Raw genomic sequence first — 19,803 nt, 5'->3', positions numbered from 1 at the left:
ATGGCCGGCACCGTGCCGCGTCCGCCCATCTGCGCGGTTATGCCCCCACCGACCTTACACCATCGCCATAATGGGGTATACTTACGGTAAGAGAGGGGGAACCCATGCGCTTCAGCCTCTGTATCCTTCTATGCCTGCTTGTGTGCGTAACCGCGTCGGCCGCCGAACGGGCCAGGGTCAGGGTCGTAACCATCCGCGATCCGATCACCCCGGTGACGGCCCAGTTTCTCCATCGCACCCTGAATGAGGCGGCCCGGAGCGGAGACAGCCTGGTGCTGGTGGAACTTGACACCCCCGGCGGCCTGGATACCGCCATGCGGGAGATCGTCAAGGACATCTTCACCAGTCCGGTGCCGCTGGCGGTCTATGTGGCCCCCCCGGGCGCCCGCGCCGCATCGGCCGGAGCCATCATCTGCCTGGCGGCGGATGTGTGCGCCATGTCTCCCGGCACCAACATCGGCGCGGCCCACCCGGTTTCCTTGGGCGAGAAGCCCGACAAGACCATGGAGGAGAAGGTGCTCAACGATGCCGAGGCCTATGCGGAAGGGATCGCCCGCAAACGGGGCCGCGACGAGACCCTGGCGCGCAGGATGGTGCGGGAGAGCATCTCCCTGAGCGCCGACCGGGCGCTGGCCAGCAAGGTTATCGACCTGATTGCCCGGGACCGGGCCGACTTGCTGCACCGCATGGAGGGGCGTAGCATTATGCGGGACGGCCGGGAGGCGCCCCTGCGCTTGGCCGGGGCCGAGACGGTTTCGGCCGAGATGCGGCCGGGAGAGCAGATCCTGAACGCCATCAGTAACCCCAACGTGGCCTATGTCCTGATGATGCTCGGCATGCTGGGGCTGTTCTTCGAATTGTCCAATCCAGGCGTGATCCTGCCCGGGGTGATCGGGGGGATCTCCCTGATCCTGGCCTTCTTCGCCTTCCAGACGCTGCCGGTCAACTACGCAGGAGCACTGCTCATCCTGCTGGCGTTGGTGCTCTTTATCGCCGAGATCAAGGTCGTCTCCCACGGCATGCTGACGGTGGGCGGGATGATCGCCATGGTGTTCGGGTCGCTGCTCCTGTTCGAATCCCCGGAACCCTACCTGCGGGTTTCCTGGAGCGTGATCCTGGTGACGGTGCTGGCCACGGCCGGTTTTTTCTCGGTAGCCGTCGCCAAGGCGTTGCGCGTCCATCGCCAGAAACCAGCCACCGGCGCGGAAGGGCTGCTGGAACGGGAGGGGCGGGCCGAGAGCGCCATCGCCCCCGAGGGGAAGGTCTTTGTCAACGGCGAGTATTGGGACGCCTGGAGCGACCAGCCGATTGCCGCCGGGTCAAAGGTTGCGGTGGAGAAGGTGGAAGGCATGCGGCTCAAAGTAAGGAAAACGCTGTAGGGGCGAGGTGCCCCGGCGGGGCGCTTCACATGAAAACGGAGGCTTGTCATGTTCAACCTGTTCAACTACATCCCGGTTCTTTTTGTTGCGGTCCTCTTCATCATGTTCGTTGCCAGCGCGGTGCGCATCCTCCCCGAGTACGAGCGGGGCGTGCTGTTCCGCCTGGGCCGGCTGGCCGGGGTGCGGGGACCGGGCCTTTTCTTCATCATCCCGGGCATCGACCGTCTGGTGCGGGTGACGCTGCGCACCGTGGTCATGGATGTCCCCCCTCAGGACGTGATCACCCACGACAACGTCACGGTCAAGGTATCGGCGGTCATCTACTTCCGGGTCATGGAACCCCAGCGGGCGGTCGTGGATGTGGAAAACTACCTGTACGCCACCAGCCAGTTGTCCCAGACCACCCTGCGGAGCGTGCTGGGACAGGTGGATCTGGATGAACTCCTGGCCAACCGGGAGAAGATCAACAAGGAGTTGCAGGAGATTCTCGACCGCCATACCGGGCCGTGGGGGGTCAAGGTGGCCAACGTGGAGGTAAAGAACATCGACCTGCCCCAGGAGATGCAGCGGGCCATCGCCAAGCAGGCCGAGGCGGAGCGGGAGCGCCGTGCCAAGATCATCCACGCCGAGGGCGAATTGCAGGCATCGGAGAAACTGGCCCAAGCGGCGACGATCCTGGCCGCCGAGCCGACCGCCCTGCAACTGCGTTACCTCCAGACCCTGACGGAGATCGCCGCGGAAAAGAACTCCACCACCATCTTCCCGGTTCCCATCGACCTGATCAAGATGTTTCTGGAGCGTCGGGACAAGGTGTGATACGCACCGATGGCGGCCCGTGCGGGAGCATGCCGTTCCAGCCGGAAAAGGCGACGAACAGCTTGCGCTCCCGATGGCCGGCGAACTCGCAGGAAGAGATTCCCTGCCACGTCCCTGAATCGTGTTATACTGTAGGTGGAAAAGAATGCAAAGGAGGTGGCGGCCATGAGAGACACCAAAGGTCCGTTCGCGAAGCCTCGGAAAACGATGAAGGCGGCCATGCCCGGCAAACACGAAATGATGCTCCGCCGTGCAGGCAACCACAATGTCCACGTCATCACCCCGCACGGCAAGATTCAGGCCGGCCGCAAGGGACGCAAGGTATGATGGCGCACCACAGGTAATACGAAAAAGCCCGGCATATGCCGGGCTTTTTCGTAGGGGTGGAATTGCCGCCGCACCGTTACCCCGGAAACATCCTTTTCCAGATCAGGCTGACGCCGATCCCCCACATGGTGCACCCCACCAGGATATCGAGAACCCGCCAGGCAACCGGCTTGCGAAACAGCGGTGCAAAGATCCTGGCGCCGTAGCCGATGCCGTAAAACCAGACAAGCGATGCCGCCATGGCCCCCACGGCAAAGAGCCCCCGGGCATGCCCGCTGAATTGCGCCGCCAGGCTTCCCAGCAGCAGGACCGTGTCCAGGTAGACGTGCGGATTCAGAAGGCTGAGGGCCAGCGTGGTCGTCACTACCGCCGCAAGGCCTTCCCCAGCCGCCGCGCTTTCTCCATCGACCGCCAACGCCTCCGGCCTGACTGCCGACCGAAAGGAACGGATACCGTAGCACAAGAGGAAAGCGGCCCCTCCCCACAGGGCACACACGAGCAGTCGCGGCGACGAGGCGACGACCGTGCCGAAACCGCCGGCCCCCAGCGCGATCAGAACCATATCGCACAGAAAGCAGATGGTGCTTACGGTAAAGACGTACTCGCGGCGCAGCCCCTGGCGCAGGACAAAGGCGTTCTGGCTGCCGATGGCGATGATCAGGCTGGCGCCGAGGCTGAAACCGTGGACAAGGGGTTCATAGGACAGGGAATTGCTCATGAGGTCTCCACTCCGTCGTCAAGAATACCGGCTTCGGCACCATTTATCAATCCCGTTGTCCCGTGCCGCGATCACGGCAGCCGGGGCACATGGCAGAAAACGCCTGTTTGTTGTCATTGTGCCTTCGGGCTATTTGTGAAAAGATGCACGCCATGAATCGACACAACCAAGAAGCGAATGGCAGGAGCGGGACCGTCGAACCGCGCACCGTCGTCGTGGTCACGCATGAGGGGTGCGAACTCCTGGATGCAACCGGCCCGACCGCGGTATTCGGGGTGGTGAACAGGACGTTGCGGGAGCAGGCGGCGCCCGCCGGTTACCGGGCCATCATTGCGGCAGAGAAGCGGGGGGCAGTTACGACCTCCGCGGGGGTGCAACTGGTGGCCGACGCGGCATGGCGCGACATTGCCGCCCCTATCGACACCCTGCTCGTGGTGGGGAGCCCGGACGAGCCCCTCGGCCGCGCCATGGCAAACCGGGAGTTGATCCACTGGCTGCAAGAGACGGGAGGACGGGCCCGGCGTCTGGTCTCGGTCTGCACCGGCGCTTTCCTCCTCGCGGAAGCGGGTCTCCTGAACGGCCGGCGGGTCACGACCCACTGGATGGATGTGGACCGCATGGCCCGGGAGTACCCGGAGGTAACCGTGGAACCCGATGCGATCTATGTCAGGGACGGCTCCATAGCCACCTCCGCGGGCATTACGGCCGGGATCGACCTGGCCCTCGCCCTGGTGGAGGAGGATTACGGCCGGAAGCTGGCCCTGGCAATCGCCCGCCGCCTCGTCCTCTACCTCAAGCGGCCGGGCGGGCAGAGCCAGTTCAGCAGCCACCTCCGTTCCCAGATGGTCACGGGCGGGCCGCTGGCGCCGCTTCTGGCCTGGCTTGAGGAAAATGCCCATCGGAATATCACGGTTGAGGATCTGGCGGGCAGGGCTGCCATGAGCCCCCGCAATTTTGCCCGGGTGTTCCTCCGGGAGACCGGCATGACGCCGTTGAAATATCTGGACCGGCTACGGATCGAACGGGTCAAGCACCTCCTGGAGGAAACGAATCATCCCATGGAGACGGTTGCGCTGGAGAGCGGCTTCAGCAGCGCCGAGCAGTTGCGGCGCACCTTCCAGCGGTGCCTTGGGATCACGCCCCGCGCCTATCGTGAGCGTTTTTAACGATTGTACCTGAACAGGAGCCACCTATGGACTATCTGCTGAAAAAGGGCGAAACAGCCGCGGTCACCGCCGCCCCCGCGGGTTGTTCCCTGCGCATGGACCGCGGAAGCGTATGGCTGACCCGTTACGACGACCCGCGCGATTATGTTCTGGGGCCGGGAGAGACCTTTACCGTCAGCGCTCCCGGCACGGTGGTGATCGAGGCGCTGGAGGATACGACGTTCACCCTGGGATACGCCCGCATCGGCGGACCGGCCCGGACGACCATCCAGGTCGGTCTCGGCCTCCCCTCCCCGGCCGCCATGGAACTGCACTGACCCATCCACGCCACACTCCCCCTTTGATTGACTTTTTCCCTTGGGCGGTATATTCAGAAATGTTGCAAACTTGCCCAAGGAGCCCCGTGTGCCCGATACACCAAAACCAAGCCGTCTGTTCGCCTTCGTCGCCAAACGCCCGCGCCTGATCCTGGCGTTGGCCCTGCTGCTTTCCGTCTGTTCGGTCATCTACACCAAAAAGAACATGGAGTTCCTGACCGGCCGCGACGACCTGATGGCCAAGAACGCCCCCTTTCAGATGGATTACCAGGCCTACCGCCGGGAATTCGGCGATCAGGAAGAGATCGTGGCGGTCATCGAATCGGACGATGCCGAGAAATCGACCCGCGCCGCCGATGCGCTCTATCAGCGTCTGAACCGGGAGACCGGCCTGTTCCGCGATGTCTTCTACCCCGGCGGCCTCCCCTTCTTCCGCAAGAACGGCCTGCTGTTCATGCCGTTGGAGGATATCCGGCGGCTGCGCCACACCCTGACCATGGCCGCGCCGGTGCTGAAGGACCTGGCCGCCTCCCCCTCGGTTCAGACGCTCTTCACCAGCCTGACCGGCCAGATCGACGGCTACCTCGCCTCCGGCGACCCGGCTGCGCTGGAGAGCCTGACCTTTATGCTGGCCACCCTGGACAAGGGGTTCAAGGCCTTTGACGGCAAGGGGAGCGGCATGTCCATGGACGCGTTCCTCAAGGGAGGCGGCGACGGCACGCCGTCGGCCCTGGAAAGCGCCGGCAAGCAGCAGGTCATCACCATGCGGCCGGTCAAGGACGAGACGAGCTTCGTGGCCTCGGAAAAACCGATCAAGGCGGCCCGCGCCGCCCTGGCCGAGCTGGTGAAGCGCCCCGAGTTCAAGGGGGTCACGGCCGGCCTGACCGGCGTGCCGGTGCTTGAGTACGAGGAGATGGCCACCAGCCAACGGGACATCGAGATCGCCACCATTCTTTCCCTCTCCCTCACGGTGATCCTGCTGCTGTTCGCCTTCCGCGGCCTCTTGAACGTGATCAGCGCCATGGTCTCGCTGATCGTGGGCATCTGCCTCTCCTTCGGCTTCGCCACCGCCGCCGTGGGGCACCTCAACATCCTCTCCATGGTCTTCGCCATCATGCTCATCGGCCTGGGGATCGAGTACGGCATCCAGGTGGTCCTGCGCTACCAGGAGGAGCTTAAAAACGGCGCCTCCGGGCCGGCGGCCATCGAAACCGGCCTCAGGGCCAACATCCGTTCCATCATCATGGCCGCCGCCACCGTGGCCCTGGCATTCGCCACCTTCGCCTTCACCGATTTCAAGGGCATTGCCGAACTGGGCATCATCGCCGCCGGCGGGGTCGTGATCTGCGTCATCACCACCTTCACCGTACTCCCCTCCATGCTGATCCTGCTGGAACGATTCAGGAAGCCCAACACCGAGGTCCCCAAAGATCAGGCTCCGGCAGGCCTTGCCGAAAAGCCTTTCTTCCGCGCCCTCTTCACCAACCCGCGGACGGTCGTCGGCGCGACCCTGCTTCTGGCCCTCGTCTGCCTCTACCCCACCCTGACCATGCACTTCGACTACAACCTGATGAACCTCCAGGCCAAGGGGCTGCAATCGGTGGAATACGCCTACAAGCTGATGCGCAGCAAGGAGAACTCCGGCTATTTCGCCGTGGTGACCGCCAAGGACCGCGCCGAGGCCAAGCAGTTGACCGAGCGGCTGGAAAAGCTCCCCAGCGTGGACCACGTGGTCAGCCTGCCCGCCCTGGTGCCGGACGACCAGCAGGCCAAGCTGGCCGAACTGGCGGCGCTCCGTCAGGTCTTGGCGGAGGTGAAACCGGTGCCCTACGAGGAGAACCTGCGGGTCATGGAACTGCCCAGGGTCTTCGAAGGGTTCCGCGACCGGGTGGGCAAGCTGAAGACCGCGCTGGAGGCCAAAAAAGCGCCCGAGGCCAAGCCGGTCGGCGCCTTTCTGACGACCCTGGACGGCTTCTTCGCAAAGCTGGAGAAGGAAAAGGACAAGAACGCCCTGGGGATGCTGCGGGAGTTTCAGGGGGGCATGTTCGCCGAACTGCCGGTCAAGCTGACCATGATGAAGGAGAGCCTGGAGGCGTCGCCGGTCGTCGAGGCAGACGTGCCGACGGAACTGAAGCAACGCTTCGTGGGTAAGAGCGGCCAGTTGCTGCTCCAGGTCGCCCCGAAAAAGGAGGTCTTCGAGCACGAGCCGCTCCAGGAATTCGTCACCCAGGTCAAGGGCATCGTCCCCCATGCCACCGGCGAACCGATCATGGTCTACGAATCCCTGACCATCATGCGGGACGCCTACCTCAGGGCCTTTGCCTATGCCTTCCTCGGTATCGCCGTGATCCTGCTGATCAACTTCAAGAGCGTGAGGTTCGCCGCCATGGGTGCCTTGCCGCTGGCGGTGGGATTACTCTTCATGGTGGGGGGGATGCGGCTGGCGGGGGTCAGTTTCAACTCGGCCAACATCATCGTGCTGCCGCTGATTCTGGGAGTGGGGATCGACTCGGCCATTTACATCATCAACCGCTACCGCCAGGGGAACGAGACCCCGGCCCAGGTGGCCACGCGCAGCGCCGGGATCGGCGTGTTCCTCAACGCCCTGACGATCCTGTTCAGCTTCGGCGCCCTGATGGTGGCCCACCACCAGGGGGTCTTCAGCATCGGCGCGGTCATGTCCCTGGGCATGGCGGCCAGCGTGGCGGTGTTTTTGGCCTTCCTGCCGGCGCTCCTCTCCCTGTGGGGGAAGCGGCAAGGCTAAACCGTACCTTTTGGGAATAGTGCGAAGAGAAAGACCTCCGGGGCGGAACGCCCCGGAGGTCTTTTGGTGTCGGGATCACGGGAGGGGTCAGAGCAGCAAACGGTCAATGGCTGCGATAATCTCTAACCGATATGCTTGGACCGATGCCGCGGGCTTTCCGAGTATGCTTCTGAGAACATACATCAATTCGGCGGGCGACAAAAAATATTCAACGTTGTTTACCATGATGACCGGATTCAGCACCGATGCGCCGATAAAATATTCCTTGCGCACAAGCGGGATCACAACACACGTTGCCAGTGAATCAACAAAGCGCCCTTGAACTTCTACGAGATAGGGAGCCTGTTTGCCCGTTCGAGTCCCAGGGTTCAGATATACATCAAACTGTGCCATCAGAGCATGTGGCCAAGATCATCAGAAAGTGTGCCCCGTTCTTCAATCATGCGGTTATACGATTCAAATGAAGCTCTATTTTCTTCTTTCCATCGCATAAGCTCGCGTTCAGTGAGAAATGTTATCATCGATTGTTCCAATATTGCCGACAAATTGCCCTTTTCTTTTCGGACGAGATTGATGAGATCGCTGTTTGCGGTCAGGTTCACATGTCGTCGAGGGGAATGTATATCGTAGTTGATTTGCACAATTCACCTCCTATACTATCGAGTTATGAGTATAATAGTACGCATAACAATATATGCCAATACAGGGTCTGGAGTCACCCATTAAAAGGCTGACCGGGCCGGTTTTGGGTCCGGTCTTGCCACAAGTTAGTATCTTCAGATTACTCCCTTAGCACCTTCTGACTCGGCTTTTTGGAATTCAGCCCACGTTCTCAAACCGAAAGATGTCACAGCCATATCAGTACCAACAGCGTCATAGCAGAGCGCTCGGGAAAGATCGCCCTCGGATGGACGATAACAGCAGTCTGCAACTACTTGGAAAGGTGGTCGAGATTTTTCAACCCACTCTAGGAAATCTGCCCATCCCCTTGCATCAAGGGAGCTAATATAGCTTTGGTTAATTGTCATCACAGTAGGTCGCACTCTAGAAGAGTAAGTTGCAACCCTTATAGCCATATCAAGAATAAATCGTTTCAGCTCGCCACTTGAAAGAACCCTTATCGGTAAAAAGTCTCTATTATGGCTTAACTTTATCAATAAGTTTGATTCGTTTTCGAGCTTGTAATTGTAGTTGAAAAGCGATATGTCACTTGCTACGCCTTGAATGCAATCTCTAATCTCCTTTACAGATACGCCAAAGAACGTAGATAGCCCTCTGATGTCGTCGAATTCTTCTTCTGAATCTCCAGAAAAGACCACGGATTCAAAGTTTTTCCTAATTGTCACTATATTCAGTACGGGAGAGAATACTGGCAGTGGAGCATCTCCTACGAAAATTGCAACATCGTCAGTAGTGGTACGGACTACAAAATCTTTGGCATCAGACAAAGTAATATGAAGCTTTCCAGCTTCAGCAAAATACCTTGGCTCACTTGTTAAGACAGTCACGCCCAGGCTAATTTTTTCTACAATTGGTATAATCCCATAATTCCAGGAGCGGACACCACTTCGTGGTTGACGTGTCTGCTCAAACTTCTCCCTTTCTGAAAATGTCCTCAGCAGGTCACAAACCGATTGGTTTAACTTACTTGTTCCATAGAAAAGCGTCAGTGCTCCAAAATTAATTGTGATGTCACCGATAACGCCACCAAAATCAACAATTCTTAACTTTCGCACAGGATAGTGGGCTCTGTCCTGTAAAGAAGCATAATCCGTTCCTGTAACTGACTCATTAAACTGTTTCCAGTGTTTTAGAAGCTCCACCGGGAATTGATGTTCGTTTTCTTTTTTATCAACTCTATCAGCACATTCGGCACATAACCAAATTCCGTTTTCGGGAGACTTTCGTTCCTCTGACGTTAATTTGGCGTCATATCTTGGCCCACCTTCCGCAGCTGCTGTGATGTGAGCTGCCTTTCCAAGAAGAGTTGATTTCTTGCTATCCGCATCAGAAGGCCCAGCTGTGCTGTGACCACAATTGGGATTGGAGCATTGTTGTCCTGCTCGCTCAGCCAACACCCTTTTTGTTTTATCAGTAAAGTCATCCCTGTTTGCCACTGATTACTCCTTCTATTTGAACGATGCCTATTACTGTTACCAGATCGTCTTCACGTGGGGATAATTACGCAGCTTATCGTCCTTTGTCACGAGCGCCGCTCCGAGTGACAAGGCCGTGGCGGCAATGATCCGGTCGGCCGGATCGGCATGGGGGAAGTCAGGAAGCCGCACGGATTCGACGGCAATGGCGTTGTTCACCGCCACAAAGGTGAGAAAGGGAAGCGCCTCGCAACGGCAGAGCCAGTCGCGGACATCCAGGGCCAGACGCAGCCGGCCGCGCTCCACCAACAGGGCGATCTCCCAGGAGCTGATGCAGGATACGTGCACCGACCGTGATTCCACAGCAGCATCGATCGCCGTTTTTGCAGGCTCGCTCAGGGTTGCGGGGTCATTGACCCACCAGAGTAAGGCGTGGGTATCGAGCACGATCACCTAAGCGCCTCCCACTCGTCCCCCCCTACCGGCTCCAAGGGGGCATCATATTTCAGGACGGTATTGCGCAGGCCCCGGAAGCACTCCTCCCCATCCGCGACGTAGGGGACAACCTTGAGAACCGGGCGGCCATGGTCGGTTATCACCAACTCCTCGCCGGACTGCTCGATCTTGCGGAAATACTCCAGGGAATGGGGCTTGAACTGGGATTTTGATACGGCTTGCGACATGCTTCACCTCCACCGTGATATTATGACCATATTACCATGGTCACAATAGAGATGCAAGGGGGAGATTAATCGAGCCAGACCCATCACTGTGAAATGACAATTCGAAGTGATCGAGCATGTGAGTAGTTGGTTGTCCAAATTATTGCGATAGACTCTTAAAATAAAAACCTGTATATCATTCCACAGCGGACGCGGGACTTTAATCGTAAAGCGCTAATATATAGTTGAAAATTTGGCTGCGAGTGAATAGCCACCCGTAACATATTACGACTAATATGCGGTCTAATCTAGATGTTGGCCAGTATAAGGGCTAACCATCGGCGGCAGCGGTGAACCCGCTGCGCCTCACCACGTTATACAACAAAATTACAGGAGGTCGTATGAGAAGCTTTATTTTAACCCTACTTGGTGCACTTGCTTTATTACAGGGTGGATGCGCAACTGGTGAAATTGTCCGGACAAGAATCCAAGAGGGAATGTCCAAGCAGCAAGTTATTTCAGAGCTCGGAAACCCGGATGGATTCCAACGTAGTGGTGAGTATGAGGCTCTACTTTATTCGAACCGGTTGATTAGCGGCTGGTCCTGGGACCGAACGGATTACACCATAATTCTTCAGAATGGCCAGGTTGCTCAATACGGCACAGGGCAGGTTCGCCAGAATAGCCCTAATACACTTATACTCGTACCATTAAGATAGTGTCCTTTTTGAAGGAGAATAGCTTCATGGAATATGCCAGAAGGTTATTAAAAGGCAAAAAATATACACAAGACAGTTTAATTCCATTTGTTGTACTGGTCATCGGTTCTTTTGGCGGAGTCGCCGAAAAGAGAGAAGTCGACGAAAAAATGTACAAAATTCTTGAAGAAGAATTTTCTGATAATATTTGTCACCAGACGGTCGCACATGATGTGCCAAGGTGGCGTCATGACATCGCTTGGGCGAAAGAAAGAGCAAAGCAAATTTATTCATATGTGAAATCAGCCGAAGAATCCGGAAGAGGTATTTGGGAATTAACTGAAAAGGGCAAAAAGTATTACGATGAACTTATCAACTATTTAGAGAGTTCAACAACAGTTATAAGAAGAAAGAAAAACGCATAACCAATCGCAACAACGGTAAACCCACTGTGCTCTCAGGCGTCAAGACTTGAGTGACAACATTTATTGTCATTTCCCCTTCTGATAACCTGATTAATATCTCGCATGCCCCAGTGGCAACTTATTTTGGCATTTAGCATCACCCCTGGGGCACCAAACGCACGCAATGCGCGCTGGCCTCGGCCCGGCTTCGGGCCTCGTCGGTGGATGCCCCCTGAACCAGGGCCACCCCCATGCGCCGGCCGGGACGGGTATCCGGCTTGCCGAAGAGGCGCAGTTTGGCGCCGGGAACGCTGAGAGCCTCCGAAAGCCCCTCGAAACGCACGTTGTCCCGGCCTTCCTCCGCCAGGATCACATGGCTGGCCGAGGGGGCCAGGTTGAGAATCTCGGGCACCGGCAGCCCGAGTATGGCGCGCACGTGCAGTTCAAACTGGCTCAGGTTCTGGGAGACCATGGTCACCATGCCGGTGTCGTGGGGGCGGGGGGACACCTCGCTGAACCAGACTTTGTCGCCGCTGACGAACAACTCCACCCCGAAGATGCCGTAACCGCCCAGGGCGCCGGTGACCGCCGCCGCCTGACGCCTCGCCTCGGCAAGGGCCGCCGCCGACATGGCCATGGGCTGCCACGATTCGTGGTAGTCCCCCTTGATCTGCACATGGCCGATGGGGGGGCAAAACGAGGTGCCGCCGGCGTGGCGGACGGTCAGCAGGGTGATCTCGTAGTCGAACGGGATGAACTCCTCGATGATGGCGGTATCCGAAGCGCCGCGGGCCCCCTCCATGGCGTAGCGCCAGGCGGCGTCCACGTCCGAGGCAGACCGCACCACGCTCTGCCCCTTGCCGGACGAACTCATGATCGGCTTCACCACGCAGGGGAACCCGATGGCAGCGGCATTGACGCGCAGCTCCGCAGCACTTTTCGCAAAGGCGTAGCGTGCCGTGGGCAGGCCCAACTCTTCGGCCGCCAGGCGCCGAATCCCCTCCCGGTTCATGGTCAGGTTCGTCGCCCGCGCCGTGGGGATCACCCGCTGCCCCCCCTGCTCCAATTCCAGCAGAAAGGCGGTGTCGATGGCCTCGATCTCCGGCACGATCAGGTCGGGCCGTTCCTCCGCCACCACCCGCCGCAGCGCCTCCCGATCCAGCATGCTGATGACGTGGCTTCTGTGGGCCACCTGCATGGCCGGGGCATGGGGGTAACGGTCCACGGCGATCACCTCCACGCCGAGACGTTGCGCCTCGATGGCGACCTCCTTGCCCAGTTCTCCCGATCCCAGCAGAAGCAGTCTGATTGCGCCCGATTTCAGCGGGGTTCCAAGGTTCATAACAATATCATCCTCCGAGTTTAAAGTTTCATTCCCCTATCACGGCGCACTGACGTTGATCACCTGGCTCCCCTCGTTCCCGGGATTCACCACCTGCAGGCGGAAATCCTTGGCGACCGGCGAATAGGGAAACCGCTGGTAGACGAGTCTGGTACAGTCGATAAAGATCACTTTCTCCCGAGCCGCCGAATCCTGGCCGCTATTGCCGCCAATGCGCAGGCCGTCCACATACAGGGCCGAGTTCTGTTGGAAGTTTTTCCCCTCTATGAGCAATTCGTAATAATTCACGTACTCGTTTCCCCGCGTCACCTGGCTGATTTCAGGCTTGGTCTCGATCTCCAGCGCCAGTTGCACCGAGGCGTTCTCGGGTGAATTTTTCACCATGATCTGGTGCAGCCCCCCCGTCACCTGGGGCACCCGGAAGGCGATGGCCTCGGGCGAAAGCACCCGACTCTTGATGGAGGCGTTATCGAAGAAGAGGAACGTCGTCTCGCCGAAATTCCGCCCCACGGCGGTCACGTCCCGCTCCCCCCCCTGGGCGCAGGAACTGATCTTGTCGGGTGAAAGGGCGATCAGCACCGGCCGCAGGGGAAGCACGGAAAAGTTGTAGGCCCGCCCCACAACGCCGTCGCCCCGTTTGAGGTACAGGGCGTACAGCCCCGCATCCAAGGGGGGGACGGTGAATTCGAGCTGCCTGCCGTCGGTTACCTTGGCCGGTATCTCCACACTGCCGAGAAAGGCCGAGATCTGCCCGCCGAAATTGGCGCCGAAGATGGTCACCCTGCCCCCCGGCTCCGCCTGGGCCGGAATGATGCTGAGAATGGCGGGAGACGTATCCGGGGTCGAGGCCGCCGGTTTCATGACGCGCTGCGGCCGTTCGGCGGCAAACAGGGCGGTATTTCCTGCCAGACAGCACGTCACGACGACCAGGATAGCGGCGATGTTTTTCATGTACGGCCTCCTTGCAACGTTCGGCGACAGGATACGCGACCTGTCGAAGGGGGACTGACGGGGCGCATGCCGCGCCCTGACGGAATGCGTGCTTGATCGGGCTCAATTCCTCACGGTCATGGCCAGCCATACCCCGCCCAGGCAGAAGATGATATTGGCTCCCCAGGCCGCAACCAAGGGGGGCAGGACCCCGCTGCGGCCGTAGGAGAGCAGCATGGCATTGACCACGAAATAGGCGAAACCGATGCCGATGCTGGCCCCGATCCCGAGGGCCGCGCCGCCCGAACGGCTGTTCCTGAAGGCGAAGGGGATACCCAGGATCACCATCACAAAGGCCGCAAACGGCCCGGAGAGCTTGGTGTGCATCATGGTCAGGTAGCGGAAGGCCTGATAACCGCCGTTTTGCAGGTTATCGGCATACTCCTTGAGCTTCCGGTAGCTCAGGTTGTCGGCATTGTTGTCCAGCACACGCAGATCGTCCAGTTTCAGATTCAGGGCCACATCCATACTGCGGGCCCGCTGGGCCACATACCCGTGTCCCTGGCTGAAATCCTTCGTCACCACGTCCTTCAGGGTCCAGCGCCCGTCGTGAAATTCGGCCGATCCGGCATCGATACGGTTGGTCGGGTTCATGGAAGCGTCCAGTTTCCAGAGGGTGACCCCCCGCAGCACCTTGGCCTGGGGGTCGAACAGGTGAGCCTGGAGGATCTGGCTGTCGGAACGGAACCAGATGTTGTTGCGCCTGAATACCGCATTGACGCCCTGCTTGCGGATATCGACCCGCTCGATCCGCTCCATGCGTTCGTAGCTGCCGGGCACCACCAGTTCGGCGTTCAGCAGCAGCACGAAGCTGGCCGCCAGCCCCAAAAACAGCATGGGGAACGAAATGCGCAGCAGACTGATCCCGCAACTGCGCATGGCGATGATCTCGCTGTTGCGGGAGAACATCCCCAGGGTCAACAGGGTCGCCATCAGGATCGAAAACGAGGCGGTCTGGCCGACCATTTCCGGCAGTTTCCAGACAAAGAACCGCAGGATATCCACCCCCGAACCGCCGGCGCGGATGAAGCGCGGTATCTTGTCCATCATGTCCAGGACCAGGTACACGGCCACGAAACTACCCAGGCAGAGGGCCAGGAGACGCAGCCAGGCCATTGCTATGTAACGGGAGAGGATCGTCATCGGACGGCGCTCCTCCTCCCGATCAGGGTCAAGAGCGCATCCTGAACGGCCGTCCAGATACTGCGTTCCAGGGAGGCCATCCGCAGGAAATACCATCCCACGGCCAGAAAGATCGCATTGGGGAGCCAGAGCGCCAGTTCCGCCGGCAGCGTCCCCCGTTCCGCCAGGGTCCGCAAAAGCGAGAGGAGCACATAGTAGGCCAGCAGGATGGCGATGCTGACGGAGAACCCGGCCGATTTGCCCGAACGACGGTTCTGGATGCCCAGCGGCACGGCTACGACGGCAAACACCAGGGAGGCGAACGGAAAGGCGAAACGGCTCTGGAGTTCGGCCGCCATCTTGAGGCGGGTCGCCTGGGGCGTTGCGGGGTTGGCTATCTGCTGCCGCAACTCGCCGATCCCCATATCCAGCTCGTTGCGGCCGATGCCGCCCCCCTTGCCCGGACCGGCCACGGTCATGGCGTACTCCCCGAAATGGACCAGCCGGTACCCCTCCCCCTTGCCCGCCGCGTGGATGCTGCCGTTGTTGAGCACCAGGCAGATATCCTGCTGATTGGGCGTACAGCCGACATTTCCGCTGGCGGCAAAGATGGTCATGGGGTGAGCCTGGTCGCGGCCGTCGTGGATGATGACCCCCTTGAGGGTGTGATTCTCTTCGTCGTAGTGGTCGGTGTAGAGGATGATGCCCGGGATCTCGTCCCAGAACACCTTCTCGCGGATCGTCACCGCCACGTTCTGCTTCAGCATCTCGAAACTGATACGCTTGAAGGAGCTGTTCCCCCAGGGAACGCCGACGATACTGGCGCCAAGGGTCAACAGCACGGCAACCACGCTGCACAGCAGCACCGGCGGCATGATCTGCACCAGGCTGAGCCCGCCGGATTTCATCACCGTGATCTCGTTATCGGCCGAAAGGCGGCCGAAGGCCAGCAAGACCGCCAAAAGAAAGGCCATGGGGATCGTGAACACCAGAAACGAGGGCATCAGGTACAGGATCATCCGGCTGATATCCGCCATGGGCACGCCGCGGGAGATGACCAGGTCGGTCAGCTTGATCAGCCTCCCCATCAACAGAATCAGAGTGAAGACCGCGATGCCGAGCAGGAAGAGCGAAGCGATCTCGCGGATTATGTAAAACGTCAGGATGCGTTTCATGATGGCATGATGATACATGAGCCGCGGGCAGGTGTAAAGGGAGGCGGGAAGAAAAGGAAGCGCAAAAAAGGTGGCGGGCGCCCGCCCCCCTCAGACGACGCCGGCCAGTCCCAGCAGCGCACCGGCCCCGATCAGCCACAGCGGGTTCCACCGGCTGTTCAGGACGATCAGCACGGTTGCCGCCGTGAGGCCGTAGGCCCCCCAGCTCGCATCGGCTCCGCGGGTGACGATGCAGCCGCTTGCCAGCACCAGGCCGATCGCCAGGGGGGAGATGCCGGTCTGGATGATGAGCCGCCAGCGCGTGCCGTGGAGCTTCTCCCAAAAGCGCATGAAAAAGTAGATCAAAAGGCTCGAAGGGCCGCACATGGCCGTCGTGGCGGCCAGGGCGCCGGACAGTCCCGCCACATGCCAGCCGAGCAGGGTGGCGATAATCGCGTTGGGCCCCGGCGTGGCCTGGGAGATGGCCACCAGGTGGGTAAAGGTGGCGTCGTTCATCCAGTGGTGGGTCACCACCGCCAAGCGGTGCAATTCGGGCAGCACCGCGCCGGCACCGCCAAAGGCGACCAGGGAGAGCATCCCGAACTGGAGCATGATCTCGAGGATTATGCCCATGGCGACCCGCAGTACCGGCGCGCCGCAACCCACATGCTGACCGGGGCCAGGCCGACCATGACCATGACCAGCGGCCAGTGGAGAAAAACCACCGCCGCCAGGATCGCCGCGCTGAAAATCATCAGGAACGGCCGTTTCAGGAGGTCGGCCGCCATCCGCACCCCCATGGCCAGGATCAGGCCTGCCGCGACGGCGGCGATGCCGCGCAGCATGGCCTGGATGGCGGGCAACTCCCCAAACCTGCCGTAGAGCGCCCCGAGCGCGATGATGATGACAAACGGCCCGCACAACAGGCCGAGCAGCGAGACGACGGCGCCGCTGGCGCCCTGGAAGCGAGCCCCGATGCAGACCGAGAGGTTGGCGATGTTCGGCCCGGGCATGAACTGGCACAGACCGAACAGGGTGGTGAATTCCTCGGAGGAGAGCCACCCCCGTTTTTCGACGATAGCGCGACGGGCCCACGCCATGACACCGCCGAACCCCGACAGGGCGATTTGGGTGAACCCCCAGAAAAGCTCGCTATGTGTGATTTCACCCTGTCGTTCCATTCGTCCCCCCTGCCGCGGTTATGGTTGCCGCGTTCCGTGCGCCATCTCGCCACGCCTTGTTGAATACCATTCTGTCCCGCGCTGTCAATAAAATTCATGGGCGGGGTGTCCGGTGATGCGTACCAGGGTGGGACGGGAACTCGGGACGGCAGAAGAAAGCCGGGGGGGATGCGGCGGCGCGTGGTTGCGCCCACCTCCCTGCATTATTGCGCCATGTCATGGACATGGTCGCGCAACGGCGCGGGGTGAAGGGAGGGGCGGCCGAGTGGCATGCTCCATCAGCGACAGAAGCTCCAGCGCCTCCCGTTCGTCATGGCCGCACATGTCGAGGCTCGGCTGCAGGCGGGTGCAGACGGGAGGACGTTCGGGACGGCCAAAGAGGCCGCAGCGGTTGTCGGGCGTCAGTTGCACGCAACGCACCCCGGCCGGCTTGCCGTCGCCCATGCCGGGGATCGGCGAGGAAATCGAAGGGGCTATGCAGCAGGCAGCGCATCCGGCGCGGCATGCCATGACGGTTTGCCTGTTCATGGTGGCGCTCCCGAGAGAAAAAAAGCCCGTCGGAATCCCCGGCGGGCTTTGTTTTTTTTATGTTTTACCGCTGCCGCATCAGGCCTGGGCAGACCAGAGGCCGTGCAGGTTGCACAGCTCACGGGCCGTCAGGCTGGTGGCGGTGATGTTGAACGTGGCGGTCGGCACGTCGCCCGGCTTGAGGGCCTGGCGGTAGGTCTTGCCGTCGGCGACAAGTTCAATCCACTCGATGTAGTGTTTCTCCTCCATGGGATGGAGCACGCTGCCTACCGTGACCTTGACGATGCCGTCGCCGATTTCGATAACCGGCACATGTTTTTCCTTGGCGGCATCAACGGTGTTTTCCGTCAACTGTTTCATCGGCTCGCCGCAGCAGTGCAGCGGAGCGCCGCCGGCGTGGACGATCTCGACGATATTGCCGCAATGTTCGCATTTGTAGATTTCAAGAAGCTTCGGCATGATGGTATTCCTCCTGTGTTGTTTTGATGCCTGTTTCCAGGCAGTGGGTTACCGGTATTCGCCCAACGGTTCAACATGGGCCCTGGGATGGATGCGGGACGGACAGAACCCGGGGACATCGGGCCCCGTCATATCCGCTGTTCCCGTCTTTGAATCACTGTGCCGGCAAATACGACAATTCTTATCCTTTTATACCTTATTTTTGCAGTTTTGCAAGCGTGAAAATAAAAAAAGGGGGATGCGCTGCCGCACCCCCCTCTGCTTCATCTCATGGAAAATCGGATCAGGACAACTGGCGCCCACCGTCGGCGGCCCACTTCTCCAACATGGCGGTGGTAACGGACTTGGGCCGCTCGATGGCGTAGCCCAGACCGCGGTCCCAGGTGATGTTGGCCATGCAGCCCAGGGCGCGGCCGACGCCGAACAGAACGGTGTAGAAATCCCATTCCTTGACGCCGTAGTACCACTGAATGACGCCGGACTGGGCATCGACGTTCGGCCAGGGGTTTTTGGTCTTGCCGTGCTCGGTGAGGACGCCCGGCGCCGTTTCGAAGATCATGGCAACCAGCTTGAACAGCGGGTCGTCCTTGAGGCCCGGCGTCTTGAGGCAGAACTCACGCTGGGCGGTGTAACGCGGGTCGGTCTTGCGCAGAACGGCGTGGCCGTAGCCCGGAACGACCTGGCCGGCATTGAGGGTGTCCCAGAGGGCTTTGGTGACGTTTTCCTTGGTCGGCTCGGCACCGTTGAGTTTCTTCTGAAATTCCATGATCCAGCCCAGGACCTCCTGGTTGGCCAGGCCGTGCAGCGGACCGGCCAAGCCGTTCAGGCCGGCGGCGTAGGCATAGTAGGGGTCGGACAGGGCGGAATGCACCAAGTGGGTGGTGTGGGCCGAGACGTTGCCGGACTCATGGTCGGAGTGCAGGATGAAGTACATGCGTGCCACATCCTTGTACTGATCGCTCTGGCCGATCATGTGGGCGAAGTTGGCACCCATGTCGAGAGTCGGGTCGATGGCGATCTGCTTGTCGCCCTTGTACTTCAGGTTGTAGATGAAGGCGGCGATGATGGGGATACGCGCCACGATGTCGCTGGCATCTTCATAAACCGATTCCCAGGCGACCATTTTGTTGAATTTGCCGGAGTTGTAGAAAGCGGCAAACTTGGACTCTTTCTGCAAAGCCATGATGCCGACCGAGAGCATGACCATGGGGTGGCTGTCCCTGGGCAGGGCGCGAATGGCGGTGAAGACGTACTCGGGAACCGCTTGGCGCGTCTTCCACTCGGCTGCTACTTCGGCGACCTGGGCGTCGGTCGGCACGTCGCCGGTCAGCAGAAAGTACCAGAACGACTCAACGGTCGGGTAAGCCGAACCGCCGGCCTTGGGCAGCGCCGCAAAGGTCTCGGGGATGGTCTTGCCGCGGAAACGGATGCCTTCCTGGGGATCGAGATAGGAGATGTCGGTGACGAGGCTGCGGATATCGCGGGCGCCGCCGATGCATTGTTCGATGGTCACCTGATCGATGATCACCTTGCCGAACTCCTTGGTAAGCTTGGTGGTACGGGGGCGGTGTTCCTCAATCTTCTGCTTGAGCGTCTCTTTCAATGCCATGTTGGTACTCTCCTTTCGTTGTGAGGGTTAAACTGAGATCTGCTGTGAGCCGGGCTCTTCGATACCAAGTA

23 protein-coding genes are annotated in these 19,803 nt (G+C 59.9%); 8 read left to right on the top strand and 15 right to left on the bottom strand.

What is annotated here, in order from left to right; translation table 11 throughout:
* Positions 1–104 precede the first annotated feature (104 nt).
* The 3 genes from F6V30_RS07770 (at position 105) to F6V30_RS17040 (ending at position 2,522) form a co-directional block, all read left to right on the top strand.
* Positions 105–1,379 carry an NfeD family protein gene (locus tag F6V30_RS07770; protein ID WP_151156334.1) on the top strand — a complete coding sequence of 425 codons (1,275 nt, stop codon included), beginning with the start codon at positions 105–107 and terminating at the stop codon, positions 1,377–1,379.
* Between the two features lie 48 nt (positions 1,380–1,427).
* Positions 1,428–2,195, top strand: coding sequence for a slipin family protein (locus F6V30_RS07765; protein ID WP_151156333.1), 768 nt, complete (start codon positions 1,428–1,430; stop codon positions 2,193–2,195).
* A gap of 165 nt (positions 2,196–2,360) precedes the next feature.
* Positions 2,361–2,522 carry a hypothetical protein gene (locus F6V30_RS17040; protein WP_191965604.1) on the top strand — a complete coding sequence of 54 codons (162 nt, stop codon included), beginning with the start codon at positions 2,361–2,363 and terminating at the stop codon, positions 2,520–2,522.
* A gap of 76 nt (positions 2,523–2,598) precedes the next feature.
* Here the strand turns inward: F6V30_RS17040 and F6V30_RS07760 are convergent, their stop codons facing one another.
* The gene (locus tag F6V30_RS07760; protein ID WP_151156332.1) at positions 2,599–3,240 is read right to left on the bottom strand and encodes a LysE/ArgO family amino acid transporter; all 642 of its coding nucleotides are present in this window, start codon (positions 3,238–3,240) and stop codon (positions 2,599–2,601) included.
* Positions 3,241–3,392: 152 nt separating this feature from the next.
* Between F6V30_RS07760 and F6V30_RS07755 the strand changes: the two genes are divergently transcribed.
* From F6V30_RS07755 to F6V30_RS07745, 3 genes are all read left to right on the top strand, one after another.
* Entirely contained in the window at positions 3,393–4,406 is a 1,014-nt protein-coding gene (locus F6V30_RS07755) for a GlxA family transcriptional regulator (protein ID WP_151156331.1), read from the top strand.
* A 26-nt stretch (positions 4,407–4,432) separates the two neighbouring features.
* Entirely contained in the window at positions 4,433–4,723 is a 291-nt protein-coding gene (locus tag F6V30_RS07750; protein ID WP_151156330.1) for a DUF2917 domain-containing protein, read from the top strand.
* 88 nt (positions 4,724–4,811) lie between these two features.
* Positions 4,812–7,487, top strand: a complete 2,676-nt coding sequence (locus F6V30_RS07745; RefSeq protein ID WP_151156329.1) for an MMPL family transporter — start codon at positions 4,812–4,814, stop codon at positions 7,485–7,487.
* Positions 7,488–7,574: 87 nt separating this feature from the next.
* Here the strand turns inward: F6V30_RS07745 and F6V30_RS07740 are convergent, their stop codons facing one another.
* The 5 genes from F6V30_RS07740 to F6V30_RS07720 form a co-directional block, all read right to left on the bottom strand.
* Positions 7,575–7,880 carry a CcdB family protein gene (locus tag F6V30_RS07740; protein WP_151156328.1) on the bottom strand — a complete coding sequence of 102 codons (306 nt, stop codon included), beginning with the start codon at positions 7,878–7,880 and terminating at the stop codon, positions 7,575–7,577.
* Entirely contained in the window at positions 7,880–8,128 is a 249-nt protein-coding gene (locus F6V30_RS07735; RefSeq protein WP_191965603.1) for a type II toxin-antitoxin system CcdA family antitoxin, read from the bottom strand. The genes F6V30_RS07740 and F6V30_RS07735 overlap by 1 nt, the downstream gene beginning before the upstream one ends.
* A gap of 135 nt (positions 8,129–8,263) precedes the next feature.
* On the bottom strand, positions 8,264–9,604 hold the full coding sequence (locus F6V30_RS07730; protein ID WP_151156326.1) for a hypothetical protein: 1,341 nt from the start codon (positions 9,602–9,604) through the stop codon (positions 8,264–8,266).
* 36 nt (positions 9,605–9,640) lie between these two features.
* On the bottom strand, positions 9,641–10,036 hold the full coding sequence (locus F6V30_RS07725; RefSeq protein WP_151156325.1) for a type II toxin-antitoxin system VapC family toxin: 396 nt from the start codon (positions 10,034–10,036) through the stop codon (positions 9,641–9,643).
* Positions 10,033–10,266: a type II toxin-antitoxin system Phd/YefM family antitoxin gene (locus tag F6V30_RS07720; RefSeq protein WP_151156324.1), complete on the bottom strand. Its 234-nt coding sequence runs from the start codon at positions 10,264–10,266 to the stop codon at positions 10,033–10,035. The genes F6V30_RS07725 and F6V30_RS07720 overlap by 4 nt, the downstream gene beginning before the upstream one ends.
* Positions 10,267–10,646: 380 nt before the next feature.
* Between F6V30_RS07720 and F6V30_RS07715 the strand changes: the two genes are divergently transcribed.
* Complete coding sequence (locus F6V30_RS07715) at positions 10,647–10,964, top strand: hypothetical protein (RefSeq protein ID WP_151156323.1); 318 nt, start codon at positions 10,647–10,649, stop codon at positions 10,962–10,964.
* A 26-nt stretch (positions 10,965–10,990) separates the two neighbouring features.
* Entirely contained in the window at positions 10,991–11,368 is a 378-nt protein-coding gene (locus tag F6V30_RS07710) for a hypothetical protein (RefSeq protein WP_151156322.1), read from the top strand.
* Between the two features lie 136 nt (positions 11,369–11,504).
* On the opposite strand, the gene purT is transcribed toward F6V30_RS07710, so the two are convergent.
* The 9 genes from purT to F6V30_RS07665 all read right to left on the bottom strand — a co-directional run bounded on the left by purT (position 11,505) and on the right by F6V30_RS07665 (position 19,732).
* Positions 11,505–12,689, bottom strand: coding sequence for a formate-dependent phosphoribosylglycinamide formyltransferase (gene purT / locus F6V30_RS07705; protein WP_151156321.1), 1,185 nt, complete (start codon positions 12,687–12,689; stop codon positions 11,505–11,507).
* Between the two features lie 39 nt (positions 12,690–12,728).
* Positions 12,729–13,640, bottom strand: a complete 912-nt coding sequence (locus tag F6V30_RS07700) for an IPT/TIG domain-containing protein (protein WP_151156320.1) — start codon at positions 13,638–13,640, stop codon at positions 12,729–12,731.
* 102 nt (positions 13,641–13,742) lie between these two features.
* On the bottom strand, positions 13,743–14,822 hold the full coding sequence (gene lptG / locus F6V30_RS07695) for an LPS export ABC transporter permease LptG (RefSeq protein WP_151156319.1): 1,080 nt from the start codon (positions 14,820–14,822) through the stop codon (positions 13,743–13,745).
* The gene (gene lptF / locus F6V30_RS07690; protein ID WP_151156318.1) at positions 14,819–15,976 is read right to left on the bottom strand and encodes an LPS export ABC transporter permease LptF; all 1,158 of its coding nucleotides are present in this window, start codon (positions 15,974–15,976) and stop codon (positions 14,819–14,821) included. The genes lptG and lptF overlap by 4 nt, the downstream gene beginning before the upstream one ends.
* 90 nt (positions 15,977–16,066) lie before the next feature.
* Complete coding sequence (locus tag F6V30_RS07685) at positions 16,067–16,588, bottom strand: chromate transporter (protein ID WP_151156317.1); 522 nt, start codon at positions 16,586–16,588, stop codon at positions 16,067–16,069.
* On the bottom strand, positions 16,579–17,136 hold the full coding sequence (locus F6V30_RS07680; RefSeq protein WP_151156316.1) for a chromate transporter: 558 nt from the start codon (positions 17,134–17,136) through the stop codon (positions 16,579–16,581). The genes F6V30_RS07685 and F6V30_RS07680 overlap by 10 nt, the downstream gene beginning before the upstream one ends.
* Positions 17,137–17,352: 216 nt before the next feature.
* Positions 17,353–17,664, bottom strand: a complete 312-nt coding sequence (locus tag F6V30_RS07675; protein ID WP_191965602.1) for a YkgJ family cysteine cluster protein — start codon at positions 17,662–17,664, stop codon at positions 17,353–17,355.
* 78 nt (positions 17,665–17,742) lie between these two features.
* Positions 17,743–18,123 (bottom strand): desulfoferrodoxin, encoded by a 381-nt coding sequence (locus F6V30_RS07670; RefSeq protein WP_151156315.1) that lies wholly within the window; start codon positions 18,121–18,123, stop codon positions 17,743–17,745.
* A gap of 283 nt (positions 18,124–18,406) precedes the next feature.
* Positions 18,407–19,732 (bottom strand): citrate (Si)-synthase, encoded by a 1,326-nt coding sequence (locus tag F6V30_RS07665; protein WP_151156314.1) that lies wholly within the window; start codon positions 19,730–19,732, stop codon positions 18,407–18,409.
* Positions 19,733–19,803 lie beyond the last annotated feature (71 nt).

The organism is Oryzomonas sagensis, from assembly GCF_008802355.1.
Classification (GTDB): domain Bacteria; phylum Desulfobacterota; class Desulfuromonadia; order Geobacterales; family Pseudopelobacteraceae; genus Oryzomonas; species Oryzomonas sagensis.
The sequence above is the reverse complement of the archived record's forward strand: the minus strand, read 5'-3'. Positions and strand labels throughout refer to the sequence as shown.